22 protein-coding genes are annotated in these 26,571 nt (G+C 61.7%); 4 read left to right on the forward strand and 18 right to left on the reverse strand.

Annotated elements, in window-relative coordinates; genetic code table 11:
* Positions 1-63: 63 nt before the first annotated feature.
* Positions 64-972 carry a LysR family transcriptional regulator gene (locus J3P84_RS06780; RefSeq protein WP_434628853.1) on the forward strand — a complete coding sequence of 303 codons (909 nt, stop codon included), beginning with the start codon at positions 64-66 and terminating at the stop codon, positions 970-972.
* A gap of 183 nt (positions 973-1,155) precedes the next feature.
* Here the strand turns inward: J3P84_RS06780 and J3P84_RS06785 are convergent, their stop codons facing one another.
* The 5 genes from J3P84_RS06785 to J3P84_RS06805 form a co-directional block, all read right to left on the reverse strand.
* Complete coding sequence (locus tag J3P84_RS06785) at positions 1,156-1,857, reverse strand: ABC transporter ATP-binding protein (protein WP_186613630.1); 702 nt, start codon at positions 1,855-1,857, stop codon at positions 1,156-1,158.
* On the reverse strand, positions 1,858-2,625 hold the full coding sequence (livG, locus tag J3P84_RS06790; RefSeq protein ID WP_186613628.1) for a high-affinity branched-chain amino acid ABC transporter ATP-binding protein LivG: 768 nt from the start codon (positions 2,623-2,625) through the stop codon (positions 1,858-1,860).
* Positions 2,622-3,878, reverse strand: coding sequence for a high-affinity branched-chain amino acid ABC transporter permease LivM (locus J3P84_RS06795; RefSeq protein WP_434572259.1), 1,257 nt, complete (start codon positions 3,876-3,878; stop codon positions 2,622-2,624). Before J3P84_RS06795 ends, livG begins: the two co-directional genes overlap by 4 nt.
* Positions 3,875-4,798 carry a high-affinity branched-chain amino acid ABC transporter permease LivH gene (livH, locus tag J3P84_RS06800; RefSeq protein WP_014336891.1) on the reverse strand — a complete coding sequence of 308 codons (924 nt, stop codon included), beginning with the start codon at positions 4,796-4,798 and terminating at the stop codon, positions 3,875-3,877. Before livH ends, J3P84_RS06795 begins: the two co-directional genes overlap by 4 nt.
* Positions 4,799-5,028: 230 nt before the next feature.
* Complete coding sequence (locus J3P84_RS06805) at positions 5,029-6,156, reverse strand: branched-chain amino acid ABC transporter substrate-binding protein (RefSeq protein WP_434628856.1); 1,128 nt, start codon at positions 6,154-6,156, stop codon at positions 5,029-5,031.
* A 339-nt stretch (positions 6,157-6,495) separates the two neighbouring features.
* Between J3P84_RS06805 and J3P84_RS06810 the strand changes: the two genes are divergently transcribed.
* Positions 6,496-6,801: a DUF2288 domain-containing protein gene (locus J3P84_RS06810; protein WP_434628858.1), complete on the forward strand. Its 306-nt coding sequence runs from the start codon at positions 6,496-6,498 to the stop codon at positions 6,799-6,801.
* A gap of 286 nt (positions 6,802-7,087) precedes the next feature.
* Here the strand turns inward: J3P84_RS06810 and J3P84_RS06815 are convergent, their stop codons facing one another.
* On the reverse strand, positions 7,088-9,262 hold the full coding sequence (locus J3P84_RS06815) for a hypothetical protein (RefSeq protein ID WP_434628860.1): 2,175 nt from the start codon (positions 9,260-9,262) through the stop codon (positions 7,088-7,090).
* Positions 9,263-9,615: 353 nt separating this feature from the next.
* On the opposite strand from J3P84_RS06815, the gene J3P84_RS06820 reads away from it, so the two are divergent.
* Positions 9,616-10,965, forward strand: coding sequence for a spinster family MFS transporter (locus J3P84_RS06820; protein WP_434628862.1), 1,350 nt, complete (start codon positions 9,616-9,618; stop codon positions 10,963-10,965).
* 159 nt (positions 10,966-11,124) lie between these two features.
* On the opposite strand, the gene J3P84_RS06825 is transcribed toward J3P84_RS06820, so the two are convergent.
* Both J3P84_RS06825 and pobA read right to left on the reverse strand, forming a co-directional pair.
* On the reverse strand, positions 11,125-12,660 hold the full coding sequence (locus J3P84_RS06825; protein WP_434628864.1) for an MDR family MFS transporter: 1,536 nt from the start codon (positions 12,658-12,660) through the stop codon (positions 11,125-11,127).
* A gap of 51 nt (positions 12,661-12,711) precedes the next feature.
* On the reverse strand, positions 12,712-13,902 hold the full coding sequence (gene pobA / locus J3P84_RS06830) for a 4-hydroxybenzoate 3-monooxygenase (protein WP_434601647.1): 1,191 nt from the start codon (positions 13,900-13,902) through the stop codon (positions 12,712-12,714).
* A 170-nt stretch (positions 13,903-14,072) separates the two neighbouring features.
* On the opposite strand from pobA, the gene J3P84_RS06835 reads away from it, so the two are divergent.
* Positions 14,073-14,966, forward strand: coding sequence for a helix-turn-helix domain-containing protein (locus J3P84_RS06835; protein ID WP_434628867.1), 894 nt, complete (start codon positions 14,073-14,075; stop codon positions 14,964-14,966).
* Positions 14,967-14,973: 7 nt separating this feature from the next.
* Here the strand turns inward: J3P84_RS06835 and J3P84_RS06840 are convergent, their stop codons facing one another.
* From J3P84_RS06840 to J3P84_RS06885, 10 genes are all read right to left on the reverse strand, one after another.
* The gene (locus J3P84_RS06840) at positions 14,974-15,150 is read right to left on the reverse strand and encodes a hypothetical protein (RefSeq protein WP_434628869.1); all 177 of its coding nucleotides are present in this window, start codon (positions 15,148-15,150) and stop codon (positions 14,974-14,976) included.
* Positions 15,151-15,383: 233 nt separating this feature from the next.
* Positions 15,384-15,743, reverse strand: a complete 360-nt coding sequence (locus J3P84_RS06845; RefSeq protein WP_434572279.1) for a DUF5064 family protein — start codon at positions 15,741-15,743, stop codon at positions 15,384-15,386.
* Positions 15,744-15,807: 64 nt separating this feature from the next.
* The gene (arcC, locus tag J3P84_RS06850; RefSeq protein WP_434628871.1) at positions 15,808-16,737 is read right to left on the reverse strand and encodes a carbamate kinase; all 930 of its coding nucleotides are present in this window, start codon (positions 16,735-16,737) and stop codon (positions 15,808-15,810) included.
* Positions 16,738-16,903: 166 nt separating this feature from the next.
* Positions 16,904-17,914, reverse strand: coding sequence for an ornithine carbamoyltransferase (locus J3P84_RS06855; RefSeq protein ID WP_434628873.1), 1,011 nt, complete (start codon positions 17,912-17,914; stop codon positions 16,904-16,906).
* A gap of 66 nt (positions 17,915-17,980) precedes the next feature.
* Positions 17,981-19,237 carry an arginine deiminase gene (gene arcA / locus J3P84_RS06860; RefSeq protein WP_434628875.1) on the reverse strand — a complete coding sequence of 419 codons (1,257 nt, stop codon included), beginning with the start codon at positions 19,235-19,237 and terminating at the stop codon, positions 17,981-17,983.
* Positions 19,238-19,268: 31 nt separating this feature from the next.
* The gene (gene arcD / locus J3P84_RS06865; protein WP_434628877.1) at positions 19,269-20,696 is read right to left on the reverse strand and encodes an arginine-ornithine antiporter; all 1,428 of its coding nucleotides are present in this window, start codon (positions 20,694-20,696) and stop codon (positions 19,269-19,271) included.
* A 483-nt stretch (positions 20,697-21,179) separates the two neighbouring features.
* Entirely contained in the window at positions 21,180-22,526 is a 1,347-nt protein-coding gene (locus tag J3P84_RS06870; protein ID WP_434628879.1) for a CoA transferase, read from the reverse strand.
* 33 nt (positions 22,527-22,559) lie between these two features.
* Entirely contained in the window at positions 22,560-22,991 is a 432-nt protein-coding gene (locus J3P84_RS06875) for a YbaN family protein (protein ID WP_434628881.1), read from the reverse strand.
* Positions 22,992-23,125: 134 nt separating this feature from the next.
* Positions 23,126-23,716 carry a biliverdin-producing heme oxygenase gene (locus J3P84_RS06880; protein WP_434628883.1) on the reverse strand — a complete coding sequence of 197 codons (591 nt, stop codon included), beginning with the start codon at positions 23,714-23,716 and terminating at the stop codon, positions 23,126-23,128.
* Between the two features lie 160 nt (positions 23,717-23,876).
* Positions 23,877-26,471, reverse strand: a complete 2,595-nt coding sequence (locus J3P84_RS06885) for a TonB-dependent receptor (protein ID WP_434628885.1) — start codon at positions 26,469-26,471, stop codon at positions 23,877-23,879.
* Positions 26,472-26,571: the final 100 nt, after the last annotated feature.

The raw sequence follows: 26,571 nt of genomic DNA on the forward strand, positions 1-26,571 counted from the left end.
TGGATTTTCCTGGGGATAAGCGTGCTAATTGGAAACCTTTGGTTTTGATTTGGAAACAATCCAATGAGCGAGATCGATGATCTGGCAGCGTTTGCCGTGCTGGTCGAGGCCGGTAGTTTTACCCTGGCGGCGCAGCGGTTGGGATGCAGCAAGGGGCAACTGTCCAAGCGCATCAGCCTGCTGGAGGAGCGGTTTTCAGTGATCCTGCTCCAGCGCACGACTCGACGCCTGAGCCTGACGGCGGCGGGTGCGGCACTGTTGCCCCAGGCCCAGGCCTTGTTGGTGCAGGTGGACAGGGCGCGTCAGGCGTTGGCCCGCTTGAAGGGTGAAATTTCCGGGCCGGTGCGGATGACAGTACCGGTTTCGTTGGGCGAAACCTTTTTTGAAGGGCTGCTGACCGAGTTCGCTCTCGCCTACCCCGACGTGCAGATCGAGCTGGAGCTCAATAACGGTTACCGCGATTTATCGCGCGATGGGTTTGATCTGGCGATCCGCTCGGATGCGGCGATCGACGAGCGGTTGGTGGCTCGCCCGCTGCTGGCCTGGCATGAACTGACCTGCGCCAGCCCGGCCTATCTGGAGCGCTTCGGTGAGCCCGCGGTTCCCCAGGCCCTGGCGGAACACAAATGTCTGCTCAACAGTCACTACAGTGGTCGTGAGGAGTGGTTGTATCACCAGCAACATGAATTGCTGCGGGTGCGGGTGTCCGGGCCGTTTGCCAGCAACCATTACAGCCTGTTGAAAAAAGCCGCCCTGGCCGGCGCTGGAATCGCCCGTCTGCCGTCGTATCTGCTTGACCAGGAACTGGCCGACGGCCGCCTGCGCTGGTTGCTGCGCGACTTTCAGACCCGTCGCATGCCGATGTATCTGGTGCATCCATATCAGGGAGGGTTGCCCAAGCGTACGCAGGTGCTGGCTGATTATCTGATTGAATGGTTCAAACGCAGCGGGGAGGCGTTGGATCGTCTTTAGCAATCGCCCCGCAACCCTGTGGGAGCGAGCTTGCTCGCGATCGCGGTGGTTCAGCTTGCATAGTTTGTGTATTTGCCGCCGCCTTCGCGAGCAGGCTCGCTCCCACAGGGGGCTTGGCGTTTAGGGAAGATTAGCAGGCAAAAAAAAAACGGCCCGAAAGCCGTTTTTTCTATCGCGACAGACTCAACCGCCCAGGTACGCCTCGCGCACTTTCGGATCGGTCAGCAGTGCTTCACCGGTGCCTTGCATCACCACGCGACCGTTCTCCAGCACGTACGCCCGGTCAGCGATCTTCAGCGCCTGGTTGGCGTTCTGCTCCACCAGGAACACCGTCACGCCATCCTTGCGCAGCTGTTCGATGATGTCGAAGATCTGCTGGATGATGATCGGCGCCAGGCCCAGCGACGGCTCGTCGAGCAGCAGCAGCTTAGGCTTGCTCATCAGTGCACGACCGATGGCGAGCATCTGCTGTTCGCCGCCGGACATGGTGCCGCCGCGCTGGGTAAAACGCTCTTTCAGGCGTGGGAAAAGGTGCAGCACCTTGTCCATCTGTTCCTGAAAGTCGCCCTTGTCGGTAAAAAAACCGCCCATTGCGAGGTTTTCTTCCACGGTCAGCCGGGCAAATACCCGACGGCCTTCAGGCACCACGGCGATGCTCTTGCGCATGATTTGCGCCGAGTCCTGGCCCACCAGCTCCTCACCCATGTAGCGGATGCTGCCGCTGTGGGCCTGCGGCGAACCGCAGAGTGTCATCAGCAGTGTGGACTTGCCGGCACCGTTGGCACCGATCAGCGTGACGATTTCGCCCTGGCGGACCTCGACGTTGACGCTGTGCAGCGCCTGGATCTTGCCGTAGAAGGTGGAAACGTTTTCGAACTGCAGCATTTACGCTTCCCCCAGGTAGGCTTTGATCACTTCAGGATTGTCGCGGATCTGTTCCGGCGTACCGTCGGCCAGGGGCGTGCCCTGGTTGATCACGACGATGTGGTCGGAAATGCTCATGACCAGCTTCATGTCATGCTCGATCAGCAGCACGGTCACGTTGTGCTCCTCGCGCAGCACGCTGATCAGCGCCTTCAGGTCTTCGGTTTCCTTCGGGTTCAGGCCGGCGGCCGGTTCGTCGAGCATGAGGATCCGCGGACGGGTCATCATGCAGCGGGCGATTTCCAGGCGCCGTTGCTGACCGTAGGCCAGGGTCCCGGCGGTACGGTTGGCGAACTCGGTGAGGTTGACCTTGTCCAGCCAGTACTCGGCGTACTCCATGGCCTCGCGTTCGCTCTTGCGGAACGCCGGGGTCTTGAACAGACCGGCAAAGAAGTTGGTGTTCAAGTGACGATGCTGGGCGATCAGCAGGTTTTCGACCGCCGTCATGTCCTTGAACAGCCGCACGTTCTGGAAGGTCCGCACCACGCCCTTGCGGGCAATGTGATGACCGGGCAGGCCCTGGATCGGCTCGCCGTCCAGCAGGATGGTGCCGCCGGTAGGCTGGTAGAAACCGGTCAGGCAGTTGAACACGGTGGTCTTGCCCGCGCCGTTCGGCCCGATCAAGGCAACCACTTGTTTCTCTTTAACGGTCAGGGCCACGCCGTTGACCGCCAGCAAGCCGCCGAAGCGCATGCTCAGATTTTCGACTTTCAGGATCTCGCGGCTCATTTGCGCAGCTCCATGTGCGGGCGTTGCATAGGCAGCAGACCTTGAGGACGCCAGATCATCATCAGCACCATCAAGGCGCCGAACATCAACATGCGGTATTCGCTGAATTCACGCATCATTTCGGGCAGCAGGATCATCACGATCGCCGCCAGGATCACACCCAACTGCGAGCCCATCCCGCCCAACACAACGATGGCGAGGATGATCGCCGACTCGATGAAGGTGAAGGACTCGGGCGTCACCAGGCCTTGGCGAGCGGCGAAGAAGCTACCGGCGAAACCGGCGAACGCAGCACCCAGGGTAAAGGCCGAAAGCTTGATCACGGTCGGGTTGAGACCCAGCGCACGGCAGGCGATTTCGTCTTCGCGCAAGGCTTCCCACGCACGGCCGATCGGCATGCGCAGCAGGCGGTTGATGACGAACAACGCGGCCAGGGCCAGCAACAAGGCAACCAGGTAGAGGAAGATCACCTTGTTGATCGAGTTGTATTGCAGGCCGAAGTACTCGTGGAAGGTCTGCAGGCCTTCGGCGGCTTTACGTTCGAAGGTCAGGCCGAAGAACGTCGGCTTCTCGATGTTGCTGATGCCGTTCGGGCCGCCGGTGATGTCGGTCAGGTTGCGCAGGAACAGACGGATGATCTCGCCAAAACCCAGGGTCACGATCGCCAGGTAGTCGCCGCGCAAGCGCAGGACCGGGAACCCCAGCAGAAAACCGAAGGTGGCGGCCATCATTCCGGCGATCGGCAGGCAGATCCAGAAGCTCAGGCCGAAGTAGTGCGACAGCAGCGCGTAGCTGTAGGCCCCGACGGCGTAGAAGCCGACATAACCCAGGTCCAGCAGGCCGGCCAGGCCCACGACGATGTTCAGGCCGAGGCCGAGCATCACGTAGATCAGGATCAGCGTGGCGATGTCCACCGCGCCGCGCGAACCGAAGAACGGCCATACCAGGGCCACGACGATCAGGCCCAGGACGATCCAGCGCTGGGTCGACGGCAGGGTCAGGAAGTTGCTGGCCTTGGCCGGGATCACCGGCACGCCGGGCGACGCTTTCCACGCCGCACTGATCTGCGTGCTGAACAGCACCCGCAGGAACATCAGGACGGAACATACGGCGATGGTCGCCAGGATGGTCGGGCTGGTGCCGTGCACTTCCAGGTTGATACCAACGATGGTCAGTTTGAGACCGAGTACCGGATAGGCCACGGCCCAGACCAGCAGGGCGCTGAAGAGCGCCGATTTGAGATGCCTAGTCATACTTTCTCAACCTCCGGACGGCCCAGGATGCCGGTCGGCCGGAATAACAGAACCAGAACCAACAAGCCGAACGCCACGACGTCCTTGTACTGGTCGCCGAAGATGTCGGCACCAAAGGCTTCCGCCACGCCCAGCACCAAGCCGCCGAGCATCGCGCCGGGGATGCTGCCGATGCCGCCGAGCACCGCGGCGGTAAAGGCTTTCAGGCCCACGAGGAAACCGGCGTTGGGGTTGATGACGCCGTATTGCATGCTCAACAGCACCGCGGCGATGGCCGCCAGGGCCGCACCGATGACGAAGGTCAGGGCGATGATGTTGTTGGTGTTGATGCCCAGCAGGTTGGCCATCTTGATGTCCTCGGCGCAGGCGCGGCAGGCGCGGCCCAGGCGGGAACGGGAGATGAACAGCGTCAGGCCGAGCATGGCGACCAGGGTCACCACGAACACCACGATTTGCATGTAGGAAATCAGCACTTCATGTGCCCCGCCTGGCCCGATGGCGAAGTTGCCCGGAATCAGGTTGGGAATGGATTTGTCCTTGGAGTCTTGCGAAAGCAGTACCGTGTTCTGCAGGAAGATCGACATACCGATGGCGGAAATCAGCGGGATCAGACGGTTGCTGCCGCGCAGCGGGCGGTAGGCGATCCGTTCGATGCTGTAGCCATAGGAACTGGTAACCACGATGCTCGCGATGAAAGCTGCGGTCATCAACAGCGGGACACTGTCGAGTCCCATCATGGCCAGCCCGGCGATGGCGATGAACGCCACGTAGGAGCCGATCATGTACACCTCGCCGTGGGCGAAGTTGATCATTCCAATGATGCCGTAGACCATCGTATAGCCGATGGCGATCAGGGCATACGTGCTGCCAACGGTCAGGCCGTTAACCAGCTGCTGGAAGAAGTGATAGATGTCAGGCATTACAGCGCTCCTAAAAACCTGATACGCATTTCACTGGTGGAGTCATTTTCCCGCCCGGGTCCCGTGGATCTGCATCCACTTCGAACACGAGGTTTGCCAGCGAACCGCTGATGACGGTTTTGAGATTTTCAGGTGGGGAGACTGGCGGATCACGCCAGCGCGGCCCAATACATTTAAAACAAAGCCCACGGCACGCCGTGGGCTTTATTGGCAGTCAGTCAGGCCAGGCCTTACTGAGGCGAAGCTTCGGTTTTAGGTTTGCCGAAATGCCACTCGTAAACCACGAACTTGAAGTCCTTCAGGTCGCCCTTGTCGTCGAAGCTCAAGTCACCGGTTGGCGTCTTGAAAGTGCCGGCGTGGATGGCTTCAGCCACTTTGGTCGCGTCTTCGCTCTTGGCAGCCTTGATCGCGTCGGCGATCACGGTCACAGCGGAGTAGGACGGGAATACGAACGGACCGCTCGGGTCTTCTTTCTTGGCCTTGAACGCGTCAGCCAGGGCGACGTTGGCCGGATCCTGGTCGAAGGATTTCGGCAGGGTCACCAGCAGGCCTTCGGAGGATTCCTTGGCGATTTGCGAGATGGAATCGTTACCCACGCCTTCCGGACCCATGAACTTGGCTTTCAGGCCTTTTTCCTGGGCTTGACGCAGAATCAGGCCCAGCTCCGGGTGGTAGCCGCCGTAGTAGACGAAGTCGACGTTGGCTTGCTTGAGCTTGGCGATCATCGAGGAGAAGTCTTTGTCGCCGGCGTTCACGCCTTCGAAGACGGCCACTTTCACGCCTTTGCCTTCGAGGGTTTTCTTCACGGCGCTGGCGATGCCTTCACCGTACTGCTGCTTGTCGTGCAGGACCGCAACGACTTTCGGCTTGACGTGGTCGGCGATGTAGTTGCCGGCCGCAGGGCCTTGGGCGCTGTCCAGGCCGATGGTACGGAAGATCATCTTGTAGCCGCGAGCGGTGATGTCCGGGCTGGTAGCCGCCGGAGTGATCATGATCACGCCTTCGTCTTCGTAGATGTCGGAAGCGGGCTGGGTGGAGCTGGAGCACAGGTGGCCGACCACGAACTTGATGCCGTCGTTGACGACTTTGTTCGCGACCGCGACCGCTTGTTTTGGATCACAGGCGTCGTCGTATTCAACGGCGACCAGTTGCTTGCCGTCGACGCCACCCTTGGCGTTGATCTGTTCGATGGCCATTTTCGCGCCACTGAACTGCATGTCGCCGTATTGGGCTACAGGGCCGGTTTTCGGGCCGGCGATGCCGATCTTGATGGTGTCGGCGGCAAACGAATGGCTGGCAACCCCGGCCAGAACCATAGCGGCAAACAGTTTGGAAATCTGCTTAGTAGCCTTAGTCATAGTGCTCCACTCATGCTGTTGTAGTTTTTATAGTCCTGGCGCCGTAGCAGCAGAACCGGGTCAGATATCTTGGATACCCACGCGGAAAATGCCCCCGGCAACTGTACCGGTACAGTGTAGAGCGCCGATTGTTGGCAAGGGAAGCTGGCGCTTGGGGGCAAAGCCTGGGGGTGTCGCTTTATTGAAAGAAAAAGACAGATTCGCGGCGGGGTTTGTCCGGTCAAATCGGCAATCCTTGGCTTTCCTGCGCTTTTCAATCGGTGCTGCAATTGCAACCGGGTTTTTCTGCCAGACCACCGACGTTATCATTCGCGCCGATTTCTTTTCCGGACAGCTCCCATGAATCAAGAACCTAGCACCCTCTATGCCAAATTGCTCGGTGAAACCGCATCCATTACCTGGAAGGAGCTGGAACCGTTCTTTGCCAAGGGTGCCCTATTGTGGGTCGATCCGGCACTGGATCTGATCGCCGCCGCCGAGGCCATTGCCGAGGACGAAGGTACCAAAGTCGCCGCCTGGCTGGCCGGCGGGCAGCTCGCCAAGCTGTCTGAAACGCGGGCGCTGGATTTTCTCGAGCGTGATCCGCTGCTGTGGGCCGTGGTGGTTTCGCCGTGGATAATGGTCCAGGAAAGGGCGTCGAACTGATCGGTGCACCAAGTTGGTTCGTGTTTTGGCATCTCGGAAAGTGTGTAGGTGAGTAGCGTGATGACAGCCTGCCGTGGCGAAACGCCACAGGGCAGGGTGACGTATACGTAACGGGAACAGTTTTTGGTGCGGCCGGTGGGCTGCCTAATTGTTTCTGGATGTTGTTTTTGCGGTGCCGCTCGTGGCCCCTTCGCGAGCAGGCTCGCTCCCACAACGGATCTGTGTTCACAAATCCTGTGGGAGTGAGCCTGCTCGCGAATCGGCGCGACGCGGTGTCACGCCAGCCTCAGTAACTCTTGCCAGTATGGTTATTCAGCGAAATAACCTTGGTCTTGCCGATCCGGTGACGGTAGATCTCGCGCAGGTACTTGATCGACTTCTTCACGCAGTCGCGGGACAGGCGGATGTCATTGATCGAGACAAACTTGTCCTTGTCGCTGATCAGCTCGCGGTACTTCTTCTCGTACATCGGCTTGATCGCGTACCAGTTGGTGTCGAGGATCTTCGCCGGGTTCTCGAATTCGTTGAGCAACTCATCGATGCGTCCTTCATCGAACTCTTCATTGATGATGAAGTCCAGGATCGAGTTGTCCAGGGTCTCGTCGAAGCGATACGGCGTGCGGGCAAAGCAGCGCTTGATGAACGCCACGATCAGGGTCAGGAAGTCATCCGACAGGCACGGGCTCTTGGCGATCAGGGTGGTCAGCGACAAGTTGGCCGAGGCGCCGATCACCAGCGCATAGCGCTTGAGCGTGGTATTCGGGAACAGGCTGTTGAGGTGGGTCTTGAGCCGGTTCAGGTCCATGTAGGACAGCTTGTAGTCCTTGGGCAGCGAGACGATCGACACCACCGACGAGCAGTTCTTGAAGAAGTGCAGGTCGTGCAGGGCGGCGGCGTCGTAGCCGGAATTCTTGTATTGCTCCAGCGAGGCCCGGTAACGCTTGGATTCGATCGGCAACAGGCTGATGCCTTCGATGGCCTGGGTGACCTTGTTGAAGTGCGGCAGGTCGATGGAGCGGAAGAACAGGTCGTCGATGTTCAGGCGCGGCGGCTCCTTTTCGAACACCTTGAACTTGTCGCCGCTCGGCGCCGGGGTTTCCGGAACGACGGATTCAGCGTAGGCAATTGCCACCGGGCCGGCCAGGCTCATGAACAGGTCGTTGGCATCCAGGCGAATGGTTTCGCCGATGTCGATGCCGGCGCGCCGGAAGTAGTTCTGGTCGTAGTCGGTGGTCACGGCCTGGGCCGTGAGGATGTTGAAGATCTGTTGGGAAATGTACTGGTTGGCGTGCTTTTCCATGGCATTGACATCAATGTTCTGGATGTTGCCGTCATCGCTTTCTTCGGCGTAGCGCATGATGTCGTTGGAGATCAGCATCATCGCGTTCCATGGCCGGATACGGCCCATGACGCTGGCTTCGCTGCTGTCTTCGTTGGCGAAGTTGTACGAGAAATCCCATTCTTCCGAGAGGTATTTGCACAGCAGCCGTCCGGCGTTGATGTGCAGCGCCTCGGACATTTCACTGCGGTGATCGGAAATGTTCGGCAGCACGCAGATGCCGCTGGTGAAAATCGGTTCGAAGACGAAGGAATGACCGCTCTTGCTGTCGTGTTCGTCCATCGGCTTGGTGTCGAACGTCTTGTTCATGTACGAGTACTGCTGGGCCAGGCCGAACTCCGAAGCCATGCCCGAACCGGTACCGCCGCCGGCGCTGAAGATCGAGAAGTACAGGCGCGACTGGTTGGCCTTGATGCCGCAGCTGTCGATCAGGTACGAGTGGATCATTTTCCAGTCGGGGCTGGAGAAGCGCTGGGTGTCCTTGTTCAGGATGATCTTCGCCAGGTACTGGCCGAGGATCGGCGCGTTACCGGCACCACCGGCATGGACTTCGGAGAGGTCCATGATTTTCATCTTGCTGTAGTCGCGCAAGAACCCGCTTTTTTCGCCCTTGCGGGAAAACCGGATACGCCCGGCGATGTCTTTGTCCAGGTCGCCGAGCATGACCAGCGGTTCAACCAGGAACACCGGTTTGCTGGCCTTGCTGGTCCCCAGGCGCAGGTTGCGCATCCACTGCGCGGGGCGATAGCCCTTGTCACCGTAGTGCTTGTCTTCGGCGTTGAATTCGTTGAGATAGAACTTGCGCGCGTTGTAGACCAGTTCCGCTACGTCCAGGGCGATGTTGGAGCCGCAGCGCCCGAGGCCGATCAGGCACACCGAGGGGAATTCCTGCTGGCCACGTTCGCTCTCGTCATCCACCAGGTGCGGCGGGCGGGGGAATACGGCATCACGCAGGCCATCGAGGTTGTCGAGGATGCGGTCGGTGTTGGTCTCGGTGAAATACAGATATTGCTGGGTCGCCAGGGATCGCGAGCTGCTCGACAGCGCCGAGGCGTCCGCGCCGTTGGCGGCCGGGCTCAGGGTCAGATCGGAAACCGCAGTGGCTGTTTTTTTGGAGGTCATTGTGCGCCGTATGCCTGACTGGTCGGTTCGACGATTGGGTCATCGAACCATCGCGGATGGGAGCTCGCGTCTTTTGATCGCGCGAAGGTCGGCCCGAGCGTCCAGGCAATGCCTGGGCCCCGCTCGGGAGAATCTTTCCTGATTATCTGGATCGGCATCTGTAGGACGATCTTTAATCATGAAGGGGCAAAATGATGGCATTTCCTACAGAAAGATGACCGTTGTCATGGATGCGCCATTCACCATGGTCGGGTATCAGCCGCGCGAATGATTGAAGACAGCGCGCACGCTGCTGTCTAGATTGCAGACTCCGGGCTCGGATGCCTCGCCCAACAATAAGAAGAGACGGACCCATGCAGAACTCGACCCAAGCGGCGAATGCCTGGCGCATTCTGTTCCTGCTGTTCCTGGCCAACCTGTTCAACTTTTTCGACCGCACCATCCCAGCGATCATCATCGAGCCGATCCGCATGGAGTGGAGCCTCAGCGATTTTCAGATCGGCATCATCGGTACCGCCTTCACCATCGTCTATGCCATCGCGGGCCTGCCATTGGGACGCATGGCCGATACCGGTTCGCGCAGCAAACTGATGGGCTGGGGCCTGGCGGCCTGGAGTGGGCTGACGGCGGTAAACGGCCTGGTGGGCAGTTTCTGGGCGTTCCTGGTGGTGCGCATGGGCGTGGGCATCGGTGAAGCCAGTTATGCGCCGGCGGCCAACTCGTTGATCGGCGACCTATTCCCGGCGCACCGTCGGGCTCGGGCGATGGGCATTTTCATGCTGGGACTGCCGCTGGGCCTGCTGCTGGCGTTTTTTACCATTGGCGCGATGGTCAAGGCGTTCGACAGCTGGCGCGCGCCGTTCTTCATTGCGGCGGTGCCGGGCCTGGTGCTGGCGGTGTTCATGTTTTTCATCAAGGAACCCAAGCGCGGCGCGGCGGAAACCGTGGCGGTGTCCCAGGAAAAGGTCGACAAGCCGATTCGCCGGTTGCTGGCGATTCCGACCTTTCTCTGGCTGATCCTGGCGGGGCTGTGCTTCAACTTCGCCACCTATGCCTGCAACTCCTTCCTGGTGCCGATGCTGCAGCGCTATTTCGGGATGCCGCTGCACGAGGCGGCTGTGGCGACCGGGATCATGGTCGGTGTGACCGGGTTGTTCGGGTTGACCCTTGGCGGCTGGGTGGCCGACAAGATTCACCAACGCGTGCCCAATGGCCGGTTGTTGTTCGCGGCGTTCAGCCTGGCGATTTCCACGGTGACTACCGCTTGGGCCCTGCATGCCGGGCGCATCGAAATCGGCATTTTTGTCGCCGTGTTCAGCGTCGGCTGGCTGTTTGCCTATAACTTCTACACCTGCGTCTACACCGCGATCCAGGACGTGGTGGAGCCGCGCCTGAGGGCCACGGCGATGGCGTTGTATTTTGCCGGGCTGTATCTGCTCGGCGGTGGCCTGGGGCCGGTGGTGGTCGGCGGCTTGTCCGACTACTTCGCCCACACGGCCATGGCGGCCGCAGGCGCCCCGCAAATGACAGAAGCGTTCAAGGCGATCGGCCTGCATGACGCGATGTACCTGATCCCGGTGGCGCTGCTGTTGACCATGGTGTTCCTGTTCCTGGCCTCTCGCTGCTTCGTGCGCGATGCCCAGCGGATGAAGGAAGGGATGAGCGCGGTGGTGGTGCCGGGTGGGGTGGCGGCGACTGCTTGAGACTAACCTGCAGGGGAGCGCGCTTTTGTGGCGAGGGAGCTTGCTCCCGCTGGGCCGCGCAGCGGCCCCAAAAATTCCCAGGCTCACTCAGGATTTTGGGCCTGCTGCGCAGTCCAGCGGGAGCAAGCTCCCTCGCCACAGGGTTCAGTGCCATCCGCACTAGCGAGTTTTTTCTTCTCGCCCGCGCAACAGGCAATCGGGCATTGCCAGCGCCGCCGCCAACCCCAGCAACGACACCGCTGCGCTGATCATCAGCAAATGCCGGAATGTCGTTTGCAGCTCCTCGCGCAAGGCGTCCCGTGCCGCGCCCGGCGCGGCGTTCAGGCCGTCGAGCAGCACGTTGCCGGAATGCCCTTCGCCGATCACTGACGAACCGGCGAGCTGGGCGAAACCCGAGTCCTGCAACAGCGCCAGCAGCAACGCCGACATCAATGCCACGCCGACCGCGCCGCCCAGTGAGCGGAACAGGTTGGTGGTGCTGGTGGCCACGCCGATGTCCCGTTGCTGCACCGAATTCTGCGAACCCACCAGCGAGGTGGGAAATTGCATGCCGGACGCGATGCCGCCGAGCAGCATGAACAGACTGCTGAGCCAGAATGCCGCGGGCGGGGTGAAGGCCATGCCGAGGATGGCGAACGGGAAGAGCAGGGCGCCACTGAGGATCATCGGTTTGTAGCGGCCGGTGATCGAGGTGCGCCGTCCGGCGAAATAGGCGCCCATCGGCAGGCCCATCGCCAGTGGCAGCAGATGCAGTGCGGCACTGTCGGCCCCGGCGCCGGTCACGCTCTGGAAGCGCAACGGCACCAGCACCGTCAGCGAGATCGCCTGGAAACTGGTGAAGAACACCGTGCACCAGCACAGCACCGCGCTGCGGTTGACGAACAGGTGCATGGGCAGCAGCGGCTCCCGGGCGCGGCGCTCATGCCAGGCGAATACCCCCAGCACGACCACGGCGCCACCGAGCAGCCCGAGCACTTCGCGGCTGTGCCAGGCGTGGCCCTGGCCCACCTGGGTAATGCCCAGCAGCAAGGCAGTCAGGCCGATGATCAGCAACACGGTGCCCAAGTAGTCGATGATGGGTGTGCGTTGCGGCACCGGCAGCCCCACCAGCGTGCGCCGGGCCACGAGCCAGGCGCCCAGGCCCAGCGGCAGGTTGATCCAGAACACCCAGCGCCAGGACAGGTATTCGGTCATGTAGCCGCCCAGCACCGGCCCGGCGACGCTGGCCACTGCATACATGCTGCTGAAGTAGCCCTGATAACGGCCACGTTCCCTGGGCGGGATGATGTCGCCGATGATCGCCTGGCTCACGGAGATCATCCCGCCAGCGCCGATGCCCTGGAAAATCCGCGCCAGTACCAGTTGCTGCATGTCCTGCGCCAGGCCGCAGAACAGCGAGGCGAGCGTGAACAGGCCCATGCCGAACAGCATCAATGGCCGCCTGCCGTACAGGTCGCCCAGTTTGCCGTAGATCGGCACCGCAACGGTCATCGCGACCATGTAGCCCGAGATCACCCAGGCCAGCAGGCTGACATCCTTGAATTGCGCGGAAATCGCCGGCATCGAGACGGCGACGATGGTCTGGTCCAACGCACCGAGGAAAATCGCCAGCATCAGCGCCACCAGCACGCTGCGGATGGCGGGTTGCGGGACTTGAGGCGTATCGAGCTGATTCAAGGCTGGACCTGCGGGCATCGCGCCGGGGAGGCGAATGGACGGGAGCCCGCAGTTTAAATCGATAGTTGGCTATTCGATAGCCTCGTAAGGAAGGCCGACATAGTTTTCCGCAATGGTTTTTCGACCGGCCTCGGAGTCGACGAAATACTCCAGCTCCGCTTCGCTGATGCGCTGGTTGAATGCATCGTCGTCGAAGCGATGCAGCATCGAAGTCATCCACCAGGAGAACCGTTCGGCCTTCCAGACCCGCCGCAGGCAAATGGCCGAATAGCGTTCCAGGAGATCCACGCGACCGTCGCGATAGACCTTGAGCAAGATGTTGAACAACGTACTGACGTCGCTGGCGGCCAGGTTCAGCCCCTTGGCACCGGTGGGCGGGACGATGTGGGCGGCGTCGCCGACCAAAAACATCCGCCCGTACTGCATCGGTTCCACGACAAAACTGCGCAACGGCGCGATGCTTTTTTCGATGGAGGGGCCGGTCACCAGCGCTTCGGCCAGGTCGGCGGGCAGGCGGTTTTTCAGCTCGCTCCAGAAACGCTCGTCCGGCCAGTCGGCTATCTGTTCCTCGGCGGGCACTTGCAGGTAATAACGGGTGCGGGTCCGCGAGCGCATGCTGCACAGGGCAAAGCCGCGCTCATGGCGGGCGTAGACCAGCTCCTCGTGGACCGGCGGGGTGTCGGCCAGGATGCCGAGCCAGCCGAACGGGTAGACGCGCTCGAAGACCTTGAGTTTTTCCGCCGGGATCGATTGCCGCGCGACGCCGTGGAAGCCGTCGCAGCCGGCCACGTAATCGCAGTCCAGACGCCAGGTTTCGCCCGCATGCTCGAAGGTCACGAAGGGCTGGTCGGTCTGCAGGTCGTGGGGCTGGGCGTTATCGACCTGGTACAGGGTCTGCGCGCCGCAGGCCTGGCGTGCAGCCATCAGGTCGCGGGTGACTTCGGTCTGGCCGTAGACCATGACGTTCTGGCCGCCGGTCAGTCCCTTCAGGTCAATGTGCACGCGCCGGCCATTGAGGACCAGCTCGAAGCCATCATGGGGCAGGCCTTCGGCATCCATGCGCTGGCCGACCCCGGCCTGGCGCAGCAACTGCACCATGCCTTGCTCAAGCACGCCGGCGCGGATGCGGCTGAGGACGTAGTCGGGTGTCTGGCGTTCCAGGATCAGCGTGTCGATGCCGGCGTTGTGCAACAACTGGCCGAGCAGCAGTCCAGAGGGGCCGGCGCCGATAATGGCGACTTGGGTCTTGAGGGTTTTCATTGTTGTTATGACTCGCAAGAGCACGCGACCAGGGTCGGTGTTTATTATTAGTAATCCTGGCCTGCATTTTTCGCTTGCGAACCTGTCAATTGAAGGGGAAAACTGCGCTGAAACCTGTACTTTCTGCCAATCGGTGCGATTACCGCCCGTAACCCGAGGCCAACCCTCGTATGAAGAAAACCGAGCTGCCTTCGATACCGGTGTTCAAGCTCTATGGCGAGAGCCAGGATTGGCCGACGCCGGACCTGCTGCATTGCGAAACCATTTCCACGCGCAGCAGCGAACACCAGTGGGAAATCAAACCCCATCGGCATGCGGACCTGTGTCAGTTGCTGTTTGTCTACAAGGGCCAGGCCGAGCTGGAAATAGAAGGCCAGCGCACCCGGCTCGACGAGCCGGCCGTGCAGATCCTGCCGCCCTTGTCAGTGCACGGCTTTCGCTTTTCCGAGGATGTGCAGGGTTACGTGGTTACCCTGGCGGCGCCGCTGGTGACGCATCTGCAAGGGCAGCTCGGGCATTCGGTGAATGTCCTGGCCCAGGCCGAAGCCTACCCGGCCGGCGAAAACGCCGACTACCTCAACAGCCTTTTCAGCGCCTTGCAGGCGGAATATGTTGGCCATGAACCGGCCCGGGAAATGCTGATGCATGCATTGGTTAGCGTGATCATGGTCTGGGTCAGTCGCCAGGTAATGGACAGGCGTACCTCGTCGCAGCGCCCGCAACGGGCCCGGGAATATCTCAACGGGTTCATCCAACTGGTTGAGGAAACCTATCGCCAGCACGTCAAGGTCGAAGACCTCGCCCATCGCCTGGGCATCTCGGTATCGCACCTCAACGGCACCTGTCGCGAACTGGCCGGGCAACCGGCGTTGCAGATCATGCACGAGCGTCAGCTGCTGGAGGCCAAGCGGCTGCTGACCTACACCGGCATGACCATCTACGAGATCTCCGAACTGCTCGGCTTTTCCGACCCGACCAACTTCACCCGGCTGTTTCGCCGGCGTGTCGGCATTTCGCCCAAGGCCTTCCGCGACCGGCTCAAGACCGATCAGCAGGACGACTGAAACCGCTTCAGCGCAGAGCGTTCAGGGATGCGTTGTGCGGTATGCAGCGTTCAAAGTTGCAGCTGACGTATTCACGGGGCAACTGCCTGGCCTGTTCGACCCGATAAGCCGCGGTGCCATACAGCGCTAGCGTGGCCGTGCAGGTGACAAAAATGGCGAGGCGTCTTCTTGTTTTGATGTTCATGGCGATGACCTCTGAACGAATACCCGGGGGTACTGTTTTCAGCATAGGTCAGCCATGGCGAGTTGCCAGTCGGGCGGGTCTTGTGTGTAGCCCGGTATTCAGAATGCTTATAGATTCCCTGTGGGAGCGAGCTTGCTCGCGATGAGGGCGGTACATCCAGCATCCATGCAAGCTGATACGCCGCCATCGCGAGCAAGCTCGCTCCCACAGGAGATAATGGGGCTTTCGGGCAGCTATTCCAAATGCTCAGGCTTCATCGGATCACCCGGCTTGACGTCGAGCTGGTGCCGCACGTCTTCGAACATCTCGTCGTAATACTTGTGCATCGAGCCGATGCTGGCGGTCTTCGGCATGCCGTACTGCTGGGCGATGCGCGTGGCGTGGCGGGCGAAGTCGAAGGCCTGGTCCTTGGCCAGGAAAAACGTCTCGTCCACGCTCTTGTCCTCCACCGTGCCGTGTAGCCGGAACGACATGCCCGTTCCTTCCTCGGGATCCTGGGTCACCTCGTAATCGATGCACAGGTTGTAGCTGTAGTCGTCCTTGTTCAGCGCATGGCGTTCCATGTGCAGGTGACCGGGTTGGAACGTGGCCATAAGGGTCTCTCCTTCGAAGGCGTGGAGAACGGCAGACACCGCGCCTGCCGTATAAGTTTTGTGGTTACCGATAAACAATCCCCGGCGTTGCCGTGCTGATGCGCGTGCCGGCGGTGCCCTGGACGATAGCCTCGATGTCCGACAGCGACCCGATCACCGCGACCTTGCCGGTGTGGCGGGCGAATTCGCAGGCGGCTTGCACCTTGGGCCCCATGGACCCGGCGGCAAAGCCCAGTTTTTCCATCTCGTCGGGGTGAGCCTGGGCGATGGCTTTCTGGGTCGGCTTGCCGAAATCGATGAAAGCGGCGTTGACGTCCGTGGCGATGACCAGCAGATCGCTTTCCAGCTGTTCGGCCAAGAGTGCTGAACACAGGTCCTTGTCGATCACCGCTTCGACGCCTTGCAGGTTGCCGTCGGCGTCGTACATCGTCGGGATGCCGCCGCCGCCGGCACAGATCACGATGCTGCCTTTTTCCAGCAGCCACTTGATCGGACGGATTTCAAAGATGCGCCGGGGCCGTGGGCTGGCGACCACCCGGCGGAACTTGTCGCCGTCGGCGGCAATCGCCCAGCCTTTTTCTGCGGCCAGTTGCTGCGCTTCTTGCTGGCTGTAGACCGGGCCGATGGGCTTGGTCGGGTTCTGGAACGCCGGGTCGTTGGCGTCCACTTCGACTTGGGTCAAAAGCGTGGCGAAGGGCACTTCGAAGTCCAGCAGGTTGCCCAGTTCCTGTTCGATGATGTAGCCGATCATGCCTTCGGTTTCGGCGCCCAGCACGTCCAGCGGATACGGCGTGACCGAGGTGTAGGCCGCCGCCTGCAACGACAGCAGGCCGACCTGCGGGCCGTTGCCGTGGGCGATGACCAGTTCGTTGCCGGGATGGATCCTGGCGATCTGTTCGGTCGCGGTGCGGATGTTGCTGCGTTGATTGTCGGCGGTCATGGGTTCACCCCGACGCAGGAGGGCATTACCGCCCAGGGCAACTACGATGCGCATGGCGCTGTCCTTTCAAGTCAGATCGAACAAAACAGTTCCCTTGTGGGAGCGAGCTTGCTCGCGATGACGGCGGCACATCCAACATCAATGCAAGCTGACACTCCGCCATCGCGAGCAAGCTCGCTCCCACAGTGAAGAGCATTCCAACAGGGGATCGGGCCGGTGTTCAGATATCCGCCAACGCCGCCACCAGGATCGCCTTGATGGTGTGCATGCGGTTCTCCGCCTGTTCGAAGGCGATGTTGGCCGGGGATTCGAAGACGTCCTCGGTCACTTCCACGCCGTTGGCCAGGTTCGGATAACGCGCGGCGATGTCCTTGCCGACCTTGGTTTCACTGTTATGAAAGGCCGGCAGGCAGTGCATGAATTTCACCCGCGGATTGCCCGAGGCTTTGATCATTTGCGCGTTGACCTGATAGGGCAGCAGTTGCTGGATGCGCTCGTCCCAGGCCTCTACCGGTTCGCCCATGGAGACCCAGATATCGGTATGGATGAAGTCCACGCCCTTGACCGCTTCTTCCGGGTCTTCGGTGATGGTGATCCGTGCACCGCTTTCGGCGGCGAAGGCCTGGCACTGGTCGATGAAGTCCTGATGCGGCCACAGGGCTTTCGGCGCGCCGATGCGCACGTCCATGCCCAGCTTGGCGCCGATCATCAGCAGCGAGTTGCCCATGTTGTAGCGCGCATCGCCCAGGTAGGCGTAGCTGATGTCATGCAGCGGCTTGTCACTGTGCTCGCGCATGGTCAGGGTGTCGGCGATCATTTGCGTGGGGTGGAATTCGGCGGTCAGGCCGTTGAACACCGGCACGCCGGCGAACTTGGCCAGCTCCTCGACGATTTCCTGCTCGAAGCCACGGTATTCGATGGCGTCGAACATCCGCCCCAGCACGCGGGCGGTGTCCTTCATGCTTTCCTTGTGGCCGATCTGTGACGAAACCGGGTCGATGTAGGTGACGTGGGCGCCCTGGTCATGGGCCGCGACTTCGAAGGCGCAACGCGTGCGGGTCGAGGTTTTCTCGAAGATTAGCGCGATGTTCTTGCCTTTAAGGTGCGGCTGCTCGGTGCCGGTGTACTTGGCGCGCTTGAGGTCGCGGGACAGGTCGAGCAAAAAGTGCAGCTCGCGGTGGGTGTGGTGCATCAAGCTCAGCAGGCTGCGGTTGCGCATATTAAAAGCCATGATGGATCTCCTTGGGTGTCGGTTATCCCCTGGGCCGTTTTCGATAAAACGACCCAGGCTCAGAGGTCAGTAGTCGATAGGGTCGCGGACGATCGGGCAGGTCATGCAATGGCCGCCGCCACGGCCACGACCGAGTTCGCCGGCGCTGATGGTGATGACTTCCACCCCGGCCTTGCGCAGCAGGGTGTTGGTGTAGGTATTGCGGTCGTAGCCAATGACCACGCCTGGTTCCAGGGCGACCACGTTGTTGCCGTCGTCCCATTGCTCGCGTTCGGCGGCGAAGCTGTTGCCGCCGGTTTCAACGATCCGCAGCGCGGGCAGCTTGAGGGCGCTGGCGACGGTACTGAGGAAGCTGCCTTCCTCGCGCCGCACGTCGATGCCGCCGGGTTTGCTCTCGTCCGGGCGCAGCGAAAACGCGACGATCTGGCTGACGACTTCAGGGAAAATCGTCACCAGGTCGCGGTCACAGAAACTGAACACGGTGTCCAGGTGCATCGCTGCGCGGGAACGTGGCAGCCCCGCGACAATCACCCGCTCGACGGCGTTGTGCTTGAACAGGTTCAGTGCCAGTTGACCGATGGCCTGGCGCGACGAACGTTCACCCATGCCGATCAATACCACGCCGTTGCCGATGGGCATCACATCGCCGCCTTCGAGGGTGGCGTTACCGTGGTCCAGGTCCGGGTCGCCGTACCAGATCTGGAAATCGGCTTGGGTAAACTCGGGATGGAATCGGTAGATGGCGGTGGTAAGCAAGGTTTCCTGGCGGCGCGCCGGCCAGTACATCGGGTTCAGCGTCACGCCGCCGTAGATCCAGCAGGTGGTGTCGCGGGTGAACTGGGTGTTGGGCAGCGGCGGCAGGATGAAGCTGGAGTGCCCGAGAAAGTCGCGGAACATCTGGATGGTCTTGCCGCCGAAGCTGTCCGGCAGGTCATCGGCCGAGACGCCGCCGATCAGGTATTCGGCGATCTTGCGTGGCTCCAGGCTGCGCAACCAGGCGCCCACTTCATGCACCAGGCCCAGGCCCACGGAGTTGGCGGTGATCTTGCGATGCAGGATCCAGTCGAGCGCTTCGGGGATGGCGACGATGTCGGTCAGCAGGTTGTGCATCTCCAGCACGTCGATACTGCGTTCACGCATCTTGGTGACGAAATCGAAGTGGTCGCGCTTGGCCTGGTTGACCCACAGCACGTCATCGAACAGCAGTTCGTCGCAGTTGTTCGGCGTCAGCCGCTGGTGGGCGAGGCCTGGTGAGCAGACCATGACTTTGCGCAGTTTGCCGGCTTCGGAATGGACGCCGTATTTCACTTTTTCCGTGGTCATTACAAATCCTCCAGATGAAACAGTCAGCCGGCTACAGGCTCAGGAAGCCGTCATAAAGGCCGTAGGCAGCCACCAGGGCACCGACCACCACGGCGGCAAAAATCAGCTTCTCGACCGAGGTGAAAACCGGTTTGCCCAGTTCGCGCTTGGCCTTGGCGAACAGGATCGCGCCGGGGGCGTAGAGCAGGGCGGAGAGCAGCAGGTACTTGATCCCGCCGGCATACAGCAGCCACATCGCGTAGATCAGCGCGATGGCGCCGATGACCAGGTCCTTGCGCCGTTCGGCCAGGGCGTTTTCATAGGTTTCACCGCGTACCGCCAGCAGCAGTGCGTAGGCCGCCGACCACAGGTACGGCACCAGGATCATCGAGGTGGCGAGGTAGATCAGCGACAGGTAGGTGCTGGCGGAAAACAGCGTGACGATCAGGAACAGCTGGACCATCGCGTTGGTCAGCCACAGCGCGTTGGCCGGTACATGATTGGCATTTTCCCGGCGCAGGAAGGCCGGCATGGTGTGGTCCTTGGCGGCGGCAAACATGATCTCGGCGCACAGCAAGACCCAGGACAGCAGGGCACCGAGCAGCGAGATAACCAGGCCGACGCTGATCAGCACAGCGCCCCAGTGACCGACCACGTGCTCGAGTACGGCGGCCATGGACGGGTTCTGCAGCTTCGCCAGTTCAGGTTGGGTCATGATCCCCAGCGAGAGCACGTTCACCAGTACCAGCAACAACAGCACCGTGATGAAGCCGATGACCGTGGCCTTGCCGACGTCGCTGCGTTTTTCGGCGCGGGCCGAGAAAATGCTCGCGCCTTCGATGCCGATGAACACCCACACGGTGACCAGCATCATGTGTCGCACCTGATCCATCACGCTGCCCAGGTCCGGATTTTTCAAGCCCCAGATGTCAGCGGTGAAGATATCCAGCTTGAAGGCGAACGCCGCGATCAGCACGAACAGCAGCAGCGGCACGACCTTGGCGACGGTGGTCACCAGATTGATGAACGCCGCTTCCTTGATGCCCCGCAGTACCAGAAAGTGCACGGCCCACAGCAACAGCGATGCGCCAATCACTGCCGCCACGGTGTTGCCTTCGCCAAACACCGGGAAGAAATAGCCCAGGGTGCTGAACAACAAAACGAAGTAGCCAACGTTGCCGAGCCAGGCGCTGATCCAGTAACCCCAGGCCGAGGAAAACCCCATGTAGTCGCCAAACCCGGCCTTGGCGTAGGCGTACACCCCGCCGTCCAGATTGGGTTTGCGATTGGCCAGGGTCTGGAACACGAATGCAAGGGTCAACATGCCCACTGCGGTGATGGCCCAGCCGATCAATACGGCGCCGACATCGGCGCTGGCGGCCATGTTCTGCGGCAGGGAAAAGATCCCGCCGCCAATCATCGAACCCACTACCAGCGCAACCAGCGCGCCCAGTCGAAGTTTTCCGGGGGTATCGGACATTGCAGGACTCTCATGCGAAGGAGAGTCAACAGCCTAAGTCGATTCAAAGGGGCGACAGCTGATCTGGGTCAGTTCAACCGCGAAGCATGAGCTGAAAGGGCTGGATGCAAAACCTGTGGGAGCGAGCCTGCTCGCGAAGGCGGTGTGTCAGTCGATTGAGATGTTGGATGTGCCGGCCTCTTCGCGAGCAGGCTCGCTCCCACAGTGAATTTTTGTAGGCCGTGGGATCTATGTCTGTCGAAAGTCCCCTGTGGGAGCGGGCTTGCTCGCGAAGGCGGTGTGTCAGTCGATTGAGATGTTGGATGTGCTGGCCTCTTCGCGAGCAAGCTCGCTCCCACAGTGATTCTTTGTAAGCCGTGGGATTTGCGTTTGTCGAAAATCCCCTGTGGGAGCGAGCTTGCTCGCGATGGCTGAGTGTCAGTCGATTGAGATGTTGGATGTGCTGGCCTCTTCGCGAGCAAGCTCGCGAAGGGGATCGAACGATCACCACTGAGGGCGATGTGCGCCCAGTTCGGTGGCTGGCAGGGCCCACTGCAACGGCGTGCCGGTGATTTTCAGTGGCACCTGCAAGCGGTGCGCCGGGCCCCAGGGCGTTTGTTCCACCAGCAGTCCCTGGTCGGCCTCGTCTTCGGGGCGCAACGCAGCCTCATCGCCGGCGCCACCCTCGATCAACAGTTTCGCCGTGCGGGCCAGTGACAAGCGTGCCGAACCGCCACGGCCATCGGCCAAGCGCCGAGCCAGCAGTACAATCGCACTGGCCGCCATCAGGTAGCCGGTGCCGTGATCCAGCGCCTGAACGGGCAGCGGCGTCGGTTTATCTGTCTGTTTCCAGGCCATGCCGGCCTCGGCGATGCCGCTGCTCATCTGCACCAGACTGTCGAAGCCGCGCCGGTGTTGCCAGGGGCCGCTCCAGCCGTAGGCGTTGAGGCTGACGTCGATCAGCCCAGGTGCCAGTTGGCGGCGTTGCACGGCGCCATAGCCCAGGCGTTCGAGCGCGTCGGCGCGATAGCCGTGCAGGAGGATGTCGGCATCCTTGAGCAATGCTTCGAACGTCGCGCGGTCAGCGGGCTGATGCAAGTCGAGGCGGGCGCAGCGTTTGCCGAGGGTAACTTCCGGAACCGCGCCGGGTTCGTTCCAGGTCGGCGGGTCGATACGCAGCACATCGGCGCCCAGCCCGGCCAAAAAGCGGCTGGCAATCGGGCCGGCCAGCACGCGGGTCAGGTCAAGCACCTTCAAGCCCGCCAGCGGCTGGGCGACGGAGCCGAGCCAGGGTTCAAGCGGAGCTGCACTCATGTCATCGAAGCGAACAAGCGGTTCGGCGTTCACCGCCAAACCTTGCGGATGGGCCTGCCACGCCTGCCAGGAACGCATCTGTGCGGCGCAACCACCGGCGTCGACCACGGCCTGTTCCAGTTCGGCCTTGTTCCAACGGACAACTTTGCTCGCCATGTCGGCGCGGTCGGTGCAGGTACCGAGGACTTTTTCCGCAGCAAGACGATGATGCGGTGCGTTGGTGTGCAGGCGAATCCAGCCGTCGGCGGTGGCGTAGTCGCCAGCCACCGGGTCCCACAGCGGCGGTACGCTCCAGCCGACGGGCCGCAGGGACGTGGCGAACCAGAACGAGGCCAGGCGCCGGTCGACTTCAAGCGTCGGCAGGCGGCCGGTCTGCTGATGAATGAGTTCGGCGACCGCTTGACCGGCCGTGGCGATGCTGGCGCAGGCCAACTCGGTAACGGCGAACGCAGAGGGCAGGGCGCCTTCGCCAGTGAAGGGGATCGGAGTCGTGGGCAAACCGAGGGCGGTTTGCATGGATGTGAGCAGATCTGACATCGAAAGCCCTCCAGGCGAGAGAGCGATCATAGTTCAAAATTGCGTAGGGGGCCGCTTCGCGCCCCAGCGGGAGCAAGCTCCCTCGCCACGAGTTTCCGGGCGTGACCAGATCCACAGGTTGCCCAGGCCCATGCCGGCCATGGCCAGGTACATCGGCCAGCCGTGGGCAAGCATCAGCCACATCATTGCGGCACAACCGAGCATGCTGATCGTGGCGCCGACCTTGGCCCGGCGCGGGATGACTTTGCCGTTGCGCCAGTTGCGCAGCATCGGCCCGAACCACCGATGGTGCTCCAGCCAGGCGCTCAGACGCGGCGAACTGCGGGTCGCGGCCCAGGCGGCGAGCAGGATGAACTCGGTGGTCGGCAGGCCGGGCACGACCAAGGCGATGAGGCCGATGGCCAGGCTGGTGTAGGCGAGCAGGGCGAAGAGCAGTTGGCTGGGTTTTGAGGGGATGCGGCTCATGTATTTTTATCCAACATGCGCTTTACCTTGTGGGAGCGAGCTTGCTCGCGATGACGGACTGCCAGTCGCCATAGATGCTGCCTGATGCACCGCCATCGCGAGCAAGCTCGCTCCCACAAGGGCGTGGGTGACCGTCAGGCCAACTCGGCCGCATAGGCGTGTTCCAGCAACACGGTAAACCGGTTGAAGGCCTCCAGCGCGCCTTTGTCCGCCTCGGCTTCCTGCTGTTCGGTGAAGGCCAGGCCGTCGAGGGTATGGGTGAAGGTTTTCCAGCCTTCGGCACGGCCGCCCGCCGGTTCCGCCAGATGCCGGGCGCCGAAGGTTTCGTTCATTCCCAGGGCCACGGCACGCTTGATCAGGAACGCGGCGCCGAGCTTCGAGCCCTCGGAGACGAACAGCCAGCCCAGTGCTTCGGCCTGGCTCGGGTTTTTTACCGCTCCGGCCACCGGCGCGGGCACTTCGGTGTCCAGGTCCGTGAGATCCGCCTTGGCCGCTTCGGCGCGGCAGCGGGCCGCCAGATCGGGTATCAGGGCGGCCAGTTGCACGTCGTTGTACAGCGCCACCAGTTCTGACTGGAACAGGTACTGGGCGACGACGAAGCGCGCGTAGCTGGCCTGGGTTTCGAATGGGGCGTGGGCTTTGACCAGGGCGTCGAGCTTGCCGTGGGGCTCGTGGGTGATCTGATTCAGGCGCTGGGAACGTAGGGCGGGGCGTGGGGTGGTCATGAAAAATTCCTTGGAGTGAAATACACCGTGGCGAGGGAGCTTGCTCCCGCTCGGCCGGGCTGGCGCTCCAGTGCGCAGCGACCGTTAGATCTTGGGGGCGCTTCGCACCCCAGCGGGAGCAAGCTCCCTCGCCACGGATGGCTTTTTGCCTGGAACCGGATCAGATATCCCAGATCAGGTTGACCGCGAAGTTGCGCCCCGGCGCCGTCAGGCGATCGAGGTTGGCCGGGCTCAGCACCGCCGCTTCGCCGACGCTGTCGTAGCCGCGCACGTCATCCCACAGCCAGTACTTCTTGTCGGTGAGGTTGTAGAGGCCGCCGCTGACGGTGACGTCGTGAGTCACCTTGTAGTAGCCGCTCAGGTCGAGAATGCCGAAGCCCGGCGTCTTGAACTGGCCGCTGACGCCGTCGGGCGAATTGAAGTTGCTGTCGTCTACGCGGTTTTTCTTCTGGACCAGGGTCCAGCTGAGCAACGTGCCGAACTGCTCCTGGTCGTAGCCCAGGCCGAACACGCCGGTAAGCGGGTTGACGCTGTTGAGCGGCTCGCCCGTGTCGTTGTTGCGGCCATACAGGTACGCCACCGAGCCTTGGGTGTAGAGGCCTTTTGGCGCACCGAACACGTCCAGGTCCAGGCGTCCCTTGGCTTCGATGCCCTTGATGGTGGCGTGCTTGATGTTGTTGCTCTGGAAGGTCAACTGGTCGGCGCCGGGGGTGATGGCGTCTTCGTTGATGAAATCGCGGTACTTGTTGTAGAACACCGCCACGTCGAACGATCCGGAGTCGAAACGACCGCGCAGGCCGGTTTCGTAGCTTTTGCTTTTTTCCGGTTCCAGGTCGGGATTGGGTTCCACGCTGTAGCCCACGCCGGCGTTATCGAAACGTCCGTACAAGGCCTTGGCGGTCGGGGTGCGGAACCCTTCGGCGTACTGGCCGTACCAGGTGTACTGGTCGGTCAGGGCGTAGGTCAGGCCGAACTTCGGCGAGACGCGATGCCAGTTCTTGTCCTCGCCACTCACCGTACCGCCGTTGGTGGGGTCCACGGTGCGCAGGAATTCCTCGGTCAGGCGTGGCTTGAGCCGGGTGTAGTCGTAGCGCAGCGCTGGCGTGAAGGTCCATTTGTCCCAGCTGATCTGGTCCTGGGCGAAAACGCTGTAGGTGTTGATGGTCGGGTCGGGGAAGTCGCTGGCTTTTGCCAATACGTCCCGGGTGCTGATGGCGCCGACGGCGGGGCAGCCCACGCCGATCGCCAGGCACACGCCGTTGCCGCTGCGTGAGCCGGTGACTTTCTGATGCTTGAGCGTGGTGCCGTAGGTCAGTGTGTGATCGGTGTCGGCCAAGCTGAATGACTTGTCTGCCTGCGCGTCGAAGACCCACTGTTTTTCTTCATAGAGCGTTTCACGGGTGCGCAACACCCGGCGGGTGACCGGGAAATAAAACTCGGCGGTGCGCTGGTCGGTCTTGGCGATCTGGTGGTTGAGGCTCCACTTGATGTTGTCGGCCAGCAGGCTGTCGAGGGCGAAGCTGTGCTCCAGGCCGAAACGCTCGCGGGTGATCGTATCGTTACCGGTGCGCCACTGGTACATGCCGCCGGGCAGGATGGAGGCGGAAATGGCTGGTTGGCCGTTGGCATAGGGCCCGCCGTAGGCGCTTTTCAGGTCGACATCGCGATCGTCCTTGTACTTCTCGTACACCAGGCTCAGGCGTGCGTCATCGCTGTAGTCCCAGCCGAGTTTGGCCAGCACGTTGTTGGCGCGCACGTCTTCCGGGTTGGCGGCGGTGCGGTCCAGGCCGGTGCCGTTGTTGCTGCCGTAGGATTCGGTCTCGTGGCCGTCGCGCTGGCTGTAATGCAACAACCCGTCGAACGGCCCGCTGCGGCCGGCGACGGTGGCGGATTTGAGCCAGCTCTCATCGACGGAGCTGTAGCCGGTCTTGAGACGCGCGCCGACGTCCTTGCCGGGCTTGATGATGTCGTCCGGATCGAGGGTGAAATAACTGACGACACCACCGATCGCGTTGCTGCCGTACAACACCGAGGCCGGACCGCGCAGAATCTCCACGCGCTTGATGATTTCCGGGTCGACGTAGTTGCGTTGGGTCTTGGCGTACGGGCCGTTGAAGAAACCTCCGGGGATTTCCACGCCGTCGACCTGGGTCAGGATCCGGTTGCCGTCGATGCCGCGGATGTTGTAACCGCTGATGCCGCCGCGCTGGCCCGCGCCGCCCACCGACACGCCGGGCTCATAGCGCACCAGGTCCTTGATGGTGTTGACGTTGTTGCGGTCCAGCTCCTGGCGATCATGGATCGAAACGGTGCTCGGTACGCTGGCGATGTCTTGTTCCTGGCGGGTGGCGCTGATGGTCACCTGTTGCAACTCCAGCGCGCTGCCGGCGTTGCGCTTTTCCAGGACGATGTTGTTATTGCCCAGTTTGCGGTAGCTCAGGTTGGTCCCCACCAACAGGCGCTCCAAGGCTTTTTCCGGCGGCAGCGAGCCGTTCACGCCCGGCGAGGCGACGCCTTCGGCCAGCTCTGCCGGCAGCCCCACCTGCCAGCCGGTGACGGCGGTAAATGCGTTCAGGGCGGAAACCAGTGGTTGCCGGGCGATGCTGAAGGTGTAGTCGCCCATGTTGCGCGCTGGCGATTGCTCGGCGGTGGCAGCCAGGGTTGCCGGCGCGGTACCGGTCATCAGGATGGCGGCGGTGAGTAGTGACAGCGTGCAAGAGGGGGCAAGAAACCGGCAAGTAAGGCGAGAGGACATCGATAGCGCTCCGTGTCGCATCTGTTATAGGTGCAGATCGCATCGCGAGATGCGAATCAATTGCATTGGCTATAACGAGACGAACCAGCGGAAGCTATCG

The organism is Pseudomonas sp. Z1-29 (assembly GCF_051131995.1).
Taxonomy (GTDB): domain Bacteria; phylum Pseudomonadota; class Gammaproteobacteria; order Pseudomonadales; family Pseudomonadaceae; genus Aquipseudomonas.